Origin of the sequence: Psychrobacter sp. KFRI-CH2-11 (assembly GCF_038239325.1) — a bacterium.
Lineage (GTDB): Bacteria > Pseudomonadota > Gammaproteobacteria > Pseudomonadales > Moraxellaceae > Psychrobacter > Psychrobacter celer.
This window is the reverse complement of record NZ_CP151283.1, coordinates 1,022,676-1,037,480: the sequence shown is the minus strand read 5'-3', so window position 1 is coordinate 1,037,480 and position 14,805 is coordinate 1,022,676. Positions and strand designations below refer to the sequence as shown.

12 protein-coding genes and 1 pseudogene are annotated in these 14,805 nt (G+C 47.2%); 8 read left to right on the top strand and 5 right to left on the bottom strand.

Annotated features, from left to right (window positions below):
• Positions 1-188: 188 nt before the first annotated feature.
• The gene (locus AADH33_RS04305) at positions 189-1,604 is read left to right on the top strand and encodes a L,D-transpeptidase family protein (RefSeq protein ID WP_348549670.1); all 1,416 of its coding nucleotides are present in this window, start codon (positions 189-191) and stop codon (positions 1,602-1,604) included.
• Between the two features lie 156 nt (positions 1,605-1,760).
• On the opposite strand, the gene AADH33_RS04300 is transcribed toward AADH33_RS04305, so the two are convergent.
• The gene (locus AADH33_RS04300) at positions 1,761-3,068 is read right to left on the bottom strand and encodes an RNA-guided endonuclease InsQ/TnpB family protein (protein WP_348549669.1); all 1,308 of its coding nucleotides are present in this window, start codon (positions 3,066-3,068) and stop codon (positions 1,761-1,763) included.
• Between the two features lie 74 nt (positions 3,069-3,142).
• On the opposite strand from AADH33_RS04300, the gene tnpA reads away from it, so the two are divergent.
• Positions 3,143-3,541: an IS200/IS605 family transposase gene (tnpA, locus tag AADH33_RS04295; protein WP_348549668.1), complete on the top strand. Its 399-nt coding sequence runs from the start codon at positions 3,143-3,145 to the stop codon at positions 3,539-3,541.
• 113 nt (positions 3,542-3,654) lie between these two features.
• On the opposite strand, the gene AADH33_RS04290 is transcribed toward tnpA, so the two are convergent.
• Positions 3,655-3,867, bottom strand: coding sequence for a hypothetical protein (locus AADH33_RS04290; RefSeq protein ID WP_192994967.1), 213 nt, complete (start codon positions 3,865-3,867; stop codon positions 3,655-3,657).
• Positions 3,868-4,246: 379 nt separating this feature from the next.
• Between AADH33_RS04290 and AADH33_RS04285 the strand changes: the two genes are divergently transcribed.
• The 6 genes and pseudogenes from AADH33_RS04285 to AADH33_RS04260 all read left to right on the top strand — a co-directional run bounded on the left by AADH33_RS04285 (position 4,247) and on the right by AADH33_RS04260 (position 12,977).
• Positions 4,247-5,986: a TIGR00341 family protein gene (locus AADH33_RS04285; protein WP_348549667.1), complete on the top strand. Its 1,740-nt coding sequence runs from the start codon at positions 4,247-4,249 to the stop codon at positions 5,984-5,986.
• A gap of 216 nt (positions 5,987-6,202) precedes the next feature.
• Positions 6,203-7,297, top strand: a complete 1,095-nt coding sequence (locus AADH33_RS04280; protein WP_348549666.1) for a YkvI family membrane protein — start codon at positions 6,203-6,205, stop codon at positions 7,295-7,297.
• A gap of 188 nt (positions 7,298-7,485) precedes the next feature.
• The gene (gene alaS, locus AADH33_RS04275; protein WP_348549665.1) at positions 7,486-10,158 is read left to right on the top strand and encodes an alanine--tRNA ligase; all 2,673 of its coding nucleotides are present in this window, start codon (positions 7,486-7,488) and stop codon (positions 10,156-10,158) included.
• A gap of 366 nt (positions 10,159-10,524) precedes the next feature.
• Positions 10,525-11,811, top strand: a complete 1,287-nt coding sequence (locus AADH33_RS04270) for an aspartate kinase (RefSeq protein ID WP_317053592.1) — start codon at positions 10,525-10,527, stop codon at positions 11,809-11,811.
• 391 nt (positions 11,812-12,202) lie between these two features.
• Positions 12,203-12,370: pseudogene (gene csrA, locus AADH33_RS04265) on the top strand (carbon storage regulator CsrA); the annotation flags it as partial.
• Positions 12,371-12,602: 232 nt separating this feature from the next.
• A complete protein-coding gene (locus AADH33_RS04260; protein ID WP_075101716.1) occupies positions 12,603-12,977 on the top strand; it encodes a HopJ type III effector protein in 375 nt (124 codons plus the stop codon).
• A 135-nt stretch (positions 12,978-13,112) separates the two neighbouring features.
• On the opposite strand, the gene AADH33_RS04255 is transcribed toward AADH33_RS04260, so the two are convergent.
• From AADH33_RS04255 to AADH33_RS04245, 3 genes are all read right to left on the bottom strand, one after another.
• Positions 13,113-13,427 (bottom strand): YeaC family protein, encoded by a 315-nt coding sequence (locus AADH33_RS04255; protein ID WP_348549664.1) that lies wholly within the window; start codon positions 13,425-13,427, stop codon positions 13,113-13,115.
• A 66-nt stretch (positions 13,428-13,493) separates the two neighbouring features.
• Positions 13,494-14,498, bottom strand: a complete 1,005-nt coding sequence (locus tag AADH33_RS04250) for an NAD(+) kinase (protein ID WP_075102645.1) — start codon at positions 14,496-14,498, stop codon at positions 13,494-13,496.
• A gap of 85 nt (positions 14,499-14,583) precedes the next feature.
• On the bottom strand, positions 14,584-14,805 hold the full coding sequence (locus AADH33_RS04245; RefSeq protein WP_348549663.1) for a hypothetical protein: 222 nt from the start codon (positions 14,803-14,805) through the stop codon (positions 14,584-14,586).

The following is a 14,805-nucleotide window of genomic DNA, read 5'->3' as shown; positions in this document are numbered from 1 at the left end:
TATCAGATTGCCTCAGCAGCTTACTTGGCCGTCTACACATTTTCACTATATTATTGCCCAACTGTAGTGAATACGTCAGCAGTTGACGTTTAGACGTCTTAAGATAGAAAAACATGTATCAAAAGTTTGCGAAGCGCCACAATTATGCGCATAATAACCTCATTAGTAGCAACCACAAGTAACGTCATATGATGAAAAAAAAGCCACTTATTACCGCTATCTCAATCGCTATCATTAGCGCCAGTGTTAGCGCGTTTGCCGCGCCCGATGAGACCGCGCGCACATTGCCAGTACGTACGGCTGAGACCCTACCAAGTCTTGCCCAAAAAGTCAGTCTTGATGTGCAAGAAAACCGGAGGCACGCGATTGAGCCGCGTGCGACTGAGGCGACGTCCAGCGTCAAGCCAAACAAATCCGCCTCAAGCGATAGCATGACGCAGCTGATTGACTCAAAACAAGCCTCAGATGCCGCCCCCAAGGCAAACACGGCTGATAATATGAGTGCCGCTGATCTGACTTTAAAGGATGAGCAGTCTGAGCGCACAGATGACATCAGTGAAGGCCAAGCCGTTGCTGCGCCCAGCAATATCGATGCTATCGACTCCTCTGACCCGTTGTCTTTTGAGCTACCAGACAACGAAAAACGCCAAGACTTCAGCGACGACCCTACCATCAAGAGCATCGAAGACAAAAACGGTAAGCGCTATACCACGCTAAACTTGTCAAGCTACGCCAAACAAGTCAACAACGCCGTTTGGTCGCCGAACATGAAAGTCAACTCAGCGATGACGATAAAAATGCAGGCACTGCTAGATTGGAACCATGCCTCTCCTGGTCCTATCGATGGTGGCTGGGGCATGAACAGCAAAAAAGCATTGACCAACTTTCAAACCATGAAAGGCTTGCCCGCCACCGGCAGGATGGATCAAAAAACGTGGAATGCCTTAACCAAAAACATCCCCGCCAACAAGCCGGTACTGGTGACTTATACGCTGACTGATGACGACATCAAAACCAACTTTGCCACTACACCTGCAGGCTCAGAAGCCAAGTCAAAAATGAAGGGCCTATACTACCAAGACATCAAAGAGATGCTGGCTGAGCGCTTTCATATGGACATTCGCTACTTGGACAAACTCAATAAAAACAAAACCTACAAAGCAGGCGAGACCATCACTGTCCTAAATACCCGCGACCCTCTCAACCAACGTATCAACCGCGTGGTCGCCAACAAAGCCGACAAAACACTGTATGCTTATAATGGTGACAAGCTTGTAGCCACTTATCCGACCACCGTAGGTAGTGACGCCACCCCGTCTCCACAAGGTACCTTCAAAATCATCAATAAGGTCAAGATGCCTTGGTACAAAGCGACTGTCGGTAAAGGCTCGCAGAAAAAAGTACACATGCTGCCACCAGGCCCAAACAACCCAGTCGGCGTCGTATGGATGGGTCTGTCTAAGCCATCATATGGTCTACATGGCTCGCCAAAGCCTGAAGGCATCAGCCGTCAAGCATCAGCAGGCTGTGTGCGTCTGACCAACTGGGATGTGCTCGAGGTATATGCCAATATCAAAAATGGCGCAACCGTCGAGTTAAAATAACTGTTTAACTGGTATTGTATACGCCAAAAAAAAGACCTTGCTTGCAAGGTCTTTTTTTTGGCGTATATAAAACAAGAGGCGTAAAGCAGTAGCTAGGTTTGACATACTCCCACCACTTTCGGCAAGCACAAGTGGGGATTCTAAAAGCAAATGCTCTTAGGCGACTTTCTCACGAAGGTCGCTTGTTTTCTGTTTCAACGGGCGACCTTTACTGCATCCTCCCTCCGCAGACAAAACGGCATGTCCTGCCGCTAATATGTTACGAGCCGCATTAAAATCAGCGTTTGCAACATACCTGCATTTGACGCACTCAAATTTAGATTGAGTTTGTCTGTTATCGACAGCGATATGCTTGCATTGAGAGCAGGTTTGGCTAGTGTAGCGTGGGTTTACCTTAACCAGTAACCCACCGCGCCATTGCTGCTTGTACTCAAGCATATTGACCATCATGCCCCAGCCTTGATCTAGAATGGATTTATTTAATCCTGACTTGGCTTTGACATGACGACCTTTGTTCTCCACCGTGCCACTGGCTGATTTCGACATATTGGCGACTTTTAAATCTTCACAAGCAATCATGGCGTGGCTTTTGCTGATGCTGGTGGTGATTTTATGCAAGTAGTCATGTCTGATATTGGCAATGTGGCTGTGGAGTTTTTGAATCTTGCGGTTTTGCTTTTTCCAGTTTTGGCTAAACAGAACCTTTCTGCTTAATTGACGCTGTAATTTGGCAAGTTTAACCTGATTGGCTTTAAAGCTGTTCTTAGGTTTAATATATTCACCGTTTGAGGTGGTGAGTAGTTTGCTGATACCCATATCCAAGCCAATGGCGGTTTTAGAAGGGTGGCGAGGGTTTTCAGTCAGTTCGCGCTCTGTGCCAAACGACACGTACCAGTGCCCCGATTTCTTGCTGATGGTGATGTTTTTAATCGTGCCGATGATGTCTTGCGATTTTCTGAATTTCACCAGACCAATGCCATTAGGCAGTTTTACTCGATTGCCCTCAACACGGCAGTATTTATCAAACTGAACTAGCCTGATTGAGTCGCGCCCATCGGATTTACGCTTAAATTGTGGCATCAACGGGCGTAGCTGGATTTCTGTGCCATCAGCCAGTTTAAAGAACTTGTGTTTGCGAGGTTTCTTTTTATTTTCTTTTAACCTGGCCTGTACTTTAGGATCAAAGAAACGTGACCAAGCTGATGCCAGATCACGTACTTTTTGTTGTAAAGACACAGCATTTGAGCTGGTTTTTAAGAACTCGAAATCAGGGTTATTCTTTAGATCTATAATTTTATTAACAAGGTTGGTGGCATTGATAAACTCATCTTTAGCAAACATCTCAAACGAGATTGCCAGCACTTGATTCCAAACAAAACGTGCAGAGCCAACAAGATTATTTAAAATAACCTCTTGCTCTGCATTAGGCTCAAGCCTAAATTTATACGCTTTGTTGATTTTCATAAATGCGTTCTTTATCAATGAGTGTGTGTTTGTTATTATGCTTATAATACTAGCATTTTAGGATATTTATTGCAATGAGTGAGATATATAAAAACCGCCATGCTGCCTTTAACCTCCACGTTCATTTGGTTTTTATCACTAAGTACCGAAAAAAAGTTTTAGGTGAGCTGCATCACGAGTATTTCAGTGAGTGTGCCGCTGAGGTGTGCAAGAGTTTTGATGCTGAGTTAAAAGAATGTAACGGTGAGGCAGATCATATCCACATGCTTATCCAGTACCCACCAACAGTCCAATTAAGCAAATTGGTTAATAACTTGAAGTCAGTCACAAGTAGACGAATGAGGGGTGATTTTATTGATTTAAGAGTAGCTTATTCCAAGCCTGTGCTTTGGTCACGCTCCTACTTTGCAAGTTCTTGTGGCGGTGCGCCATTAGGTATTATTAAGCAATACATTCAGTGCCAGCGAGGTTAGCCAGTGATGCGGAATTCACCTCCACCCTAATGTCGGGTGGAGTCCTCTTTCGCTTTTTGATAGGTTTGGCGCAAATCCAAAAACAGAAAGTCACCCATTCAGCTAAGATGCGATTACGTATTATAGCCTTCCTCATTACCCGTGATGCTGCCGACTTTTTTGGTAAAAAACAAACCTGCAGGAATAGAGAGCAAAAGACCGGCGACGACCGCGATTTGTACATGCAAAATTTGATTAAAACCTGTCACCAAAGCACCAATGATAAAGACACCGACTGTCACAGTCGCAGCGATTGAGTAAATAACAGAGAATAATGGCCAATTCATGAATTACTCCTTACTTTTTTTGTGGGTATAACTCCTTTATACACTAAATCCACAAAAAAAGTAAGTGTTTCTCGCAAACCTTCAGGCCAGTTATAGCAAGTAACAACGGGCAAAGACCTTGCTATTATTAAGGTTTTTATAATAAATCTCTTTATCATCATTGCTACATCATTTTTATACTACCGATTTTTCCTATTGCCGCGTCTCTGACTGAGTCCGCCGTCCGTAGTTCATAGCCATCAACCGTGTTGCGCTAAATAACCACCCATTACTACCTTCGGTGCTGCCTGCTCGATGACGACTCGCAAAAAACCCACACATCTGCGGCCATTTATCATTACAATAACGAGTGTCTTTTTTTGATAGAAAGCTACCTATTATGACGTCTGTTGATAAACAAAAAGCCCACCACTCATCCAGCCACACCGCTGATACAACGGCACCATCTCGTACGGATGAAAGCTTAGAGACGCCAACGACTAAGACAGACACTGATGTCGAACCTACTGTCACTGATGACGCCGAAATAGAAAATAGCGCTGATAACAGTAGAGGCAGTGACAATAGAAGTAATGATAATGGAGGTGATGATAACGATGACGATATGGCATGTGCCAAACCTCCTGATTCTAAGGTTAGCATGGAGTCCATCGCACCTGATGTCGTCGTTGCGACCTTAGAGACCACGGACCCCGATGCACCATCAGCAAACGACCAGCCAACCTCAGAATCAGAGCCTTTAAACCCTGATGCTGATGCTGAGCAAACGCCGACACAAACAGCCGAGCAAGCCTCTACACCCGTATCTCAGCAACAGACAGATACTAATGCCCTTGACCAAGAATATGATAAAGAAAATGACCAAGGACACGACAACAGCGAAGTAAATGAGGAGCAGCAAAACCCAGAGAATGCTGAGCAACAAACCAAAACTACCGACGCAGAGCAGCTAAAAGCGAGCAAAACAACAGACAAGCCAGCAACAGATGATAGCGACCAGCAAGAAGATGAGATAAAAGAAGAAAAAGAAGCCAAACTAGAGTCTTATAAGCAGTTTGCAGCGGAGCAGTTTAGCAACCAAAAGGTCGACTATCCTGAGGTGCGGGTGAAGATAGAGGCCAACGCCCTGCCCAGCAGGATGTATTTTATCATGAATATCCTCTCAGCCATCATCGCCAGCTATGGGCTGGTGACCAACTCAGCGGCGGTGGTGATTGGTGCGATGCTGGTAGCCATGATGCTCGGCCCCATCACGGGCGTGGCATTGGCCATTATCGATCACCGGATGCCGCTGCTGCGTAAGTCGCTGATTACGGTACTTTTGGGCATCACTTTGGTGCTGGTGGTTGGCTTTATCGTCGGCTGGCTGCACAAAGACCAACCTCTCACCGCCGAGATTTTATCGCGTACGCAGCCAACTTCTATGGATTTGATGATTGCCTTAGCAGGTGGCACAGCCGGCGCTTATGCCATGGTATCTCCGCATCTTTCGGTTGCCGTCGTTGGAGTGGCGGTGGCGACTGCTTTGGTACCACCACTGGCCGCCAGCGGGATTTTGTTTGCTAATGGTGAGATGCAGCTAGGCTTTGGCGCGCTGTTACTGGCAGTGACCAACATCATTGCGATTCAGTTTACCAACGCCTTAGTGCTGTGGGTGCTTGGGTTTCGGCGACTGGTCGATGACGACTACAAGTCCAGCAACTACCTGACTTTTTTGCAGCGTAACGCGGTGACGTTGTTATTGTTAGGCGGCCTCGGTACCTATCTCACCATCAACCTACAAACCAACGCCAAGCAGCAAGTGTTTGAAAGCAGTGTCAAAGAAGCCATCAATCACTATTTTATCGATAAAGGCAACGTGCTGACCAACACTCAGTTTGACACCACTGAGCAAAACCAAGTGGTCCGCGCTGTCATCCGCGGTGAGACGACACCGAGCGCTTATGACGTGCAGCAAATAGAAACCCGCATCACCCAAGATATGGCAAAAAACTTCCCTGATTATCTGCCGATAAAACTCCAGCTACGTTACCTGCCCGTACAGGTCATTGAGTCCAATCCGCTGACACAAAACAAACTCGACAAAACAGATGCCGCGATTTTGACCAATTCACGCTGAGGGCGTGTAAACCAAACGTATCGGCTGTACTCGATTGCTGACTTCCCAATACCGTGTTAGTATCTAGGCTTTTTTTACAGCCTTACTGCCATGCTCTTATTGTCTGACGTGCAGTCGTCTGTCAATAAAGCATTGAATACTATACTTTGCGCCACAGCAACAACTCAGGCAGATGAGCCTCACCAACCTAAACTTCAGGGATAGGAGTACATCATAGTGAACAAACAATCTTGGCAAATAGCCGCAGCCTATATGTCAGTAGTCGTTGGCGGTGGTTTTGCCTCTGGCCAAGAAGTCCTTCAGTTTTTTACCGGCTACGGGATGGCAAGTGTTATTGGCACGTTGGTTAGTGCCGCGCTGTTTGCTTTTTTGGGTATGCAAATTGCGCGCATGAGTTCGAATATGCAGGTCAACTCACACAAAAAAGTACTGTATACCTTATTTGGTACGCGCGCTGGGTTGGTTGTAGACGTGGTGTTATCGTTCTTTTTGTTTGGTGTGGGCGTGGTCATGCTGGCTGGTAGTGGTTCCATGTTTACGCAGCAATACGGTTGGCCACCACTGGTGGGCAGTATTTTTATGACGGTACTGGTCATCGCCACACTCTGCTTAAAAGTAAAAGGCATTATCAGGCTAATCAGTAGCATCATGCCTGTGCTGCTGCTATTGATATTAGCGATTACCACCTACTCATTTTTTAACAGCACCGCCTCAAGTGAGACGCTAAATAAGGTAGCGCAAGAAATACCCACTATCAGCTCAGACTGGCCGATCTCAAATTGGTTTTTTGGGGCGGTGCTTTATGCCTCATTTAATATCGCGGTTGGCTTTCCTATGCTGGCAGTCATTGGCGGTATGACTCGCTCCGAAAAAACAGCAGCCAGCGGTGGCGCGATGGGCGGGCTTGGCTTGGGCTTGTTAGTATTTTTACTCAATATTGGCCTTTTTGCTAACATCGACACACTCATCGGCGTTGAGATGCCTACTCTAGGGCTGGCTTCAAACATCTCACCCGTGTTAGCAATTATCATGTCAGCGACGCTTATTTGTATGATATACAGCACCGCCGTGGGTATGTTTTTTGCCTTTAGTACCCGCTTTGCAACACCAGGGACAAACCGCTTCAAAGCACTTAGCGCGTTTTTTGCTATCGTGGGTCTTGGGTTAAGCCAGCTCGGTTTTAGCACACTCATTGGCACCGTGTATCCCATGCTAGGCATTATTGGTCTCATCATGATCGTGGCTATTATTTGGGTGTGGGTACGCAACCGCAAGCAGCCAATACAAGCGCAAGCTCAAACATCAAGTTAGCAGTTGAACGACTCATGCCGTCATTTGCGGTAAGACCCGTTCACGCTGATTGTTTGTAAATGAAAGCCTCATTGACCTTGGCACAATACCCCAACAGTGATAACTCTTATACCAAGAGCTTGGGCGTTTGTGCTAAAATCGCTTGCAAAATTATTTTACTCAATTCTATCCGTCAGTAAGGAGCCGCTGTGAGCCAGCCATCTCAAACAGCCGATATTCGCCAAGCCTTTATCGATTTTTTTATCAGCAAGCAGCATACCCAAGTGCCATCCTCTAGCTTGATTCCGCACAATGACCCGACACTGTTATTTACCAACGCGGGCATGAATCAGTTTAAAGAAACCTTTTTGGGCATGGAAACGCGCGACTATACGCGTGCGGTGACCTCGCAAAAATGCGTGCGGGCTGGCGGCAAACACAATGATTTGGACAATGTAGGCTATACCGCGCGCCACCATACGTTTTTTGAGATGCTCGGTAACTTCTCGTTTGGCGATTACTTCAAAAAATCTGGTATCGAATATATCTGGGAGTTTTTGACCTCAAATGAGTGGTTGGCCATTGATAAAGACCGTCTGTATGTGACCATTTACGAAACGGATGATGAAGCGTTCGATATTTGGCACCATGACATCGGCATCCCAAGCGACCGTATTATCCGCATCGGTGATAATAAAGGTGCGCCTTATGCGTCAGATAACTTTTGGACGATGGGCGACACCGGCCCTTGTGGCCCATGTACCGAGGTCTTTTATGATCATGGTGCCGATGTCGAAGGCGGCCTGCCGGGTACCCCTGAAGAAGACGGCGACCGCTATATCGAGATTTGGAACTGCGTCTTTATGCAGTTTAATCGCCAAAAAGACGGCACCATGCTGCCGCTGCCTGCGCCAAGTGTCGATACGGGCATGGGGCTTGAGCGTATCAGCGCCATTATGCAAGGCGTCCATAGCAACTATGAGATAGATCTATTTGTACATCTAATGGATGCAGCGGCTGAGATTTTAGAGATTGACAATCAGCAGCAGTCATCACTCAAAGTCATCGCCGACCACATCCGTGCAGTGGCGTTTTTGATTGCAGATGGCGTCACACCAAGCAACGAAGGCCGCGGTTATGTACTGCGCCGTGTCATTCGCCGCGCGGTACGTCATGGCAACAAACTGGGCGCTGATAGTGAATTTTTCTATAAAATGGTCGCGCCTTTAGTAGCGGAGATGGGCGACGCTTATCCCGAGCTAAAAGACAAACAAAGCGCGATTGAGAGCGCCATTCAAAAAGAAGAAGCGCAGTTTGCTAAGACACTCGCGCAAGGTCTGCGCCTGCTCGCCTCTGAGCTTGAAGGCCTAAAAGATGGTGACATCCTCTCTGGCGAAGCAGCGTTTAAGCTTTATGATACCTACGGCTTCCCGCTTGATTTGACAGCTGACATCACACGCGAGCGCGGTATCGCCATCGATGAGGCTGAGTTCGATGAGCACATGCAAGCACAGCGCGAGCGGGCTCGGGATGCTGGTAAGTTTGATGTGGACTATAGCAGCGTCATTCAAGTTGAGAGTCCTACTGAGTTTATTGGTTATGAGCAGCTAGAAGAAGATGGCGTGAGCATCGATGCCCTTTATCAAGATGGCAACCCTGCTGAGCGTTTGGCTGAAGGGATGGAAGGCGTCGTGGTTCTTGATCGCACCCCGTTTTATGCTGAAGGCGGTGGTCAAGTTGGTGAGCTGGGCGAAATCCACACCGCAACGGGCGTGTTTGCCGTGCAAGACACCAAAAAATCTGGGCAAGCCATCATTCATCATGGTGTCGTGACCATGGGCGAGATTTGTAGCAAACAAACCGCCCATGCTCAAGTGCTCTCAAGCATCCGCGCGGCGAGTGCCAAAAACCACTCAGCCACTCACCTATTGCACGCCGCCCTAAGAGAAGTGCTGGGCGATGCGGTCACCCAAAAAGGCTCATTGGTATCCAGTGAGGTTTTGCGCTTTGACTTTGCTTACGACAAACCTGTCACGCCCGATGAGATTAGCCGTATTGAGCGCCTCGTCAATGAGCAAATTCAAGCCAACACCCCGACCCGTATCGAGCATATGTCCATCGATGAAGCCATGAACCAAGGGGCGATGGCGCTGTTTGGCGAGAAGTATGGCAGTGACGTCCGTGTATTGACGATGGGCACAGAGCGCATCATCGATAGTCAGCGCAAGCCCTTCTCTATCGAGCTGTGCGGCGGTCTGCATGTGCAGCGCACCGGTGATATAGGCCTGCTCAAAATTACCAGCGAATCCGGTATCGCCGCTGGTATCCGCCGTATTGAAGCCCTCACTGGCATGAACGCCATCAAAAACATACAGCAAGGCGAGCAGCAACTCAGCGAGCTGGCAAGTCAGCTAAAAGCCAAGCGCCCTGACGTGGCACAGCGTGTACGTACGATGGTCGACAAGCAGCGCGAGCTAGAAAAAGAGCTTGAGCGTTTGCAGCAAAAGATGGCCAGTGCCCAAGCAGCCAACCTACTCGATGAAGTACAGACCATCGCAGACACACCTGTACTCATCAGCACCCTAAGCGGTATCGATGGCAAATCCATCCGTACCCTGATGGATGATATCAAATCCAAACTGCCAGATAGCGTCATTGTCCTGATCGGTGATAAGAACGAGCAATTGGCATTGGCAGCCAGTGTGGCAAAATCTGTCACCGCCAAGATAAAGGCGGGCGATATCATTCGTCATCTAGCAGGCGAGCTGGGCGGTAAAGGCGGCGGCAAACCTGACTATGCGCAAGGCGGCGCACCAAAATCTGACAATGCCAAAGCCGTCATCGACGCACTACCCGCTTGGATTGCCGAGCAGTTAGGTTAGGGCATCTCGGGCATGGCGCTGGGACGAAAAACCCAACAAGCGCCACCTAACCCAAATGCTATCCAGCCTAAATGCTATCTGAGTGTCATAGAGCAATCCTTATCGCATGATGCAGGTTGGTTATGGCCTTCATAACCAACCTGCATGCATCTAAGCACTGCTGGCACTTAACGTTGCTCAGCAGATATGATATAAAGGTCAACGTTTGAACATATCGTTCATTCACTTGCTCAGCAGCACAACATAGCAAACAGCATAGGGCACAACTCTTATAATACGGCTTTATCTATGCAGACATTGATTGGGCGTCACATAGATGCACAGCGATGATAAAAAAGGCCATTATTGAATAATAGGTAGATTTTTATGGCGTTAATAGTACAAAAATATGGCGGCACCTCGATGGGCAGTATCGACCGCATAAAAAACGTCGCCAAACGAGTCAAACGCTGGCATGATAACGGTCACCAAGTGGTCGTCGTGGTCTCAGCCATGAGCGGCGAAACCAACCGTTTGATCGACTTGGCACGCCAAATCAGTACCCAACCTGACCCACGTGAATATGACCAAATGGTCTCAACAGGTGAGCAAGTCTCCATCTCATTGCTTGCGATGGCGCTAAAAGAGCTGGGCGTGGGGGCGCGCTCATTGACGGGTCGCCAAGTGGCGATCAAAACCGATAACGCGTATAACAAAGCCCGTATCGAGAGCATCGATGACGAAAACATCCGCGAACAGCTCGATGCTGGCAATGTCGTCATCGTCGCAGGCTTTCAGGGTATCGACGCAGAAGGCAACGCCACCACCCTAGGCCGCGGCGGCTCTGACACCACCGGCGTGGCGATTGCAGCAGCATTAGGCGCGGATGAGTGTCAAATCTATACCGACGTCGATGGCGTCTATACCACCGATCCACGCGTGACCTCGAAAGCCAAAAAGCTTGAAAAAATTACCTTTGAAGAAATGCTTGAGATGGCAAGCCTTGGCTCCAAAATCCTACAGATTCGTTCGGTAGAGTTCGCTGGTAAATATGGCGTGCCGTTGCGTGTGCTATCTAGCTTTGATGAAAATACTGACGGTAGCTTTGACCAAGAATTTCAAGACAATGTCGGCACCCTAATTACGATAGACGAAGGAGACAGTATGGAACAGGCAATCATCTCAGGTATCGCCTTTAACCGAGACGAAGCAAAAATTGTAGTGCGCGGCGTACCTGACCACCCTGGTATTGCCTCTGCTATTTTAAGCCCGATTGGACGTGCCAATATCGAAATCGATATGATTGTGCAAAACCTATCGGATCAAGGCACCACTGACTTCACCTTTACTGTAAACCGTACTGACTTAGATAAAGCCATGAAAGTGCTAAACGACGAGGTCAAAGACGACATCGGTGCCAAAGAAATCTTGGGTAACAGCGAAGTGGTCAAAGTATCTTTGGTCGGTGTGGGCATGCGCTCACACGCAGGGGTTGCAAGCTTGATGTTCCAAACCTTGGCCGAGCACAACATCAACATTCAGATGATCTCGACCAGTGAAATCAAAGTCTCTGTCTTGATTCAAGACCAGCATTTAGAAAAAGCGGTCAAGTCACTGCATACAGCGTTCGGTCTAGACCGAGACGATGGCGACAGTAAAATCGCTGGGTTATAATTGACTTCACCATTATTGATGAAACTGTCATTGATTTTAAACCATTAAACCTATCAACTTAGCATCAACGGTTATCAATTAAATCAGTATCAATTACTTTGTCTAATATATTTAATAAAATAGGGTCTTTTTAGATCCTATTTTTATTTTTTATTATTACTAGGCTGCGTATTTACCCAATAGTTTTGTGAAAACCCGTGACAGTAACTGTTATGCCCCCTATAATGGGGGTTTCATTTGGGCTAAATGAATCTACCTATCGTTGCCGTTATTGGCACAATCATTATGTTGTGATCAACACATGGTTTGTTTTGTGCTGCGGCGATGTCCTGCAATCGAGAAGTAATCTGATGAGTAATAATTTGTTGATGCGACATAAGGAGTGTGACGCATGTTAATTTTGACACGCCGCGTGGGCGAAACGCTAATGATTGGCGATGAGGTCAGTGTAACTGTCCTTGGTGTCAAAGGCAATCAAGTACGTATCGGTGTAAACGCACCCAAAGATATTGCCGTACACCGCGAAGAGATCTACCAACGTATTCAGCATGAGCGTTCTGTACAGTCGCAAATGCAACATCTTGAGCAAGGCAATTTTGCGCCTTCATTTGATGACGAAGACTATTTCAATCGTTGAGCCATAAAACTGGAACGATTAATCACGAATAATCATTGAGCATCTATTAGAAGTGTGTTTTTATAAATACGCTGTGTTTTTAGAAGTACTGTCGTTTTTATAATTATATAATCTAATAGGTTTATTTTTTAATCTGCTCTGAGGTCATTTATTTATGAGTATCCGCCAATCAGATGTATCGGCCCTACTTAATGGTTTGGACAAAAAAGCCATTGGATTCAATGATGTCATCAGTTTTATTGATGATTTTTATCGTTATGCGCCAGCGCCTTTTGTTAATGGTATGGTACATAATGCGGCTGGTGAAAACGAAGGCAGTGCCAAGATTTTTGGGTTTGCCAAACACCATGGCCTAAACCAATTAGACACGCTAAAACTGTTTGGCGAGCATTATGCCAAAGTCCTAGCGACGCCTAACGGCACAGATCATGCCAATATTCGCAACTTTTTACATTGGGGCTGGCAAGGGTTTTTGATGCAAAAAAACCCACTAACGGTTCGCCCTAGTGTGGATACCACTGCACTTTAAAACCTAATCTATCGAACCAAAAAAAGCCACGCTCATGAGCGTGGCTTTTTGCTGTGTACCCTCTCAGTCAACTCAATACGAAGATAACTTCAATACGCAATCAACTGAGCGCTTATATTGTTTATTACGGTTTGTTTATTGCTTATTGCGAAACTTCACAGGCTGTACCGCGCCTTTAGGATTGGGCATGTTTGGATAGTGATGCTCATGCTCGACATCACACTCTGCTCCAACGACTGAGCCATCGTCTTTTACTGGCTTATGAATATAGCCGGTACGCTCAGAGGGCGGCAGATGCTCGTGCTCCCATACCATCACCGCTTGCATGCAGGTCTCGCGCTGCTCCGTGCTTAGCTTACGACCATCTGGCCATTTACCCAGCTCAATCGCCATACGAAACTTATCGACTACCTCTGGCGTCAAACTCGCTAATATCGTTTCTTTATCCATCGTGCCTACTCTCACTATGTCTGACTGTGTTTTTTATCATCTAAGATATTTGTGTCTTAAAGACGCTTATTCATCGTCTATGATATCATCATCGACATCCAGACTGAATTCTTCAGCATGGACGTTCCAGTGTAGCTTGGTGCGACACGCCTCATAAAAATCAAAACCTGGCGGGTGCAGTAGCGTCAATTTGTCGGGATGCTTACGGATATACAGGCGCTGCTCTTGATCTAAGGGTACGCTTGGCTTGCCATCTGCGCTCACCATCGGCTGGGTGCGGTTGTCTTCATGTATGCGAATACACACCTCACTGTTTCCGCTCACCACAATCGGCCTGCTCGAGAGCGTATGAGGATGCATGGGCACCAGACAAATGGCATCCATACTTGGATGGATGATAGGGCCACCGCCTGATAGCGCGTACGCTGTAGAACCGGTCGGCGTCGCCGCGATCAAGCCATCACTATGCTGCCGATAGACATCTTGACCATCGATTTTCATCTGAAAGTCGATCATATGGACTGACTTACCGGCATGCAGCACCACGTCGTTGAGTGCCATGTCTTCATGAATGATGTTGCGCCCTTCTCGTATCTCCATGGTCAATAAAAACCGATGATCCAGCTGATAATTACCCATCAGTACTTGGCGCAGTTTAAAGGCCGCCTCATCTGGCTTTACGTCCGCCAAAAACCCAAGGCGACCACGGTTGACCCCAAGAACAGGCACACGGTAGCGTGCCAATGCCTCGGCCGCATGCAGGATAGAGCCATCCCCACCGACGACGATGACCAAATCACAAATCTCGCCGATCAAGCTGCGTTTGACGATTTTGACTTTTTCGATTTCGGTAAGGTTTAACGTCGGTAAATTGGCGGTTTGCACATCCATGATCAACGTCAAGTTCATGTCATTGATGGTTTGGGCAATTTGCACCAGACTTTGGGTCACACTGCGCTTGCCGGCACGCCCCATAAGGCCAATACGCCGAAACGCTGGGTTTTTGATGGCGTGAAACAGCTCTGATTCGTGTAAATGTGGCAATCTTGCAGACTGCGCTGAGTTTTCCATAAAAAGACTCGGTATAACGGTAAAATACCAGCTCATGATAGCGATAAATACGTGCTTAGACTAGCATGTTTATGCATTATCGTTGTTAACAGTCGTAATCGACCCCAGATAAAAACCAGCGCACGCTACCACTAAATGAGTTTGTAGCTGTACTTGTTTGGCTACCAAAATGCCGCCACCGCTGGGTGTTGATCAGCGCCTTATAACGCCGCGCAGCCTTGCTTTTCATCACGCAAACACAGTTGACAATGATGGCGGTTTTGCTAAAGTAGCTGGCATTACTATTTTTATATTTAATTAAGGACAT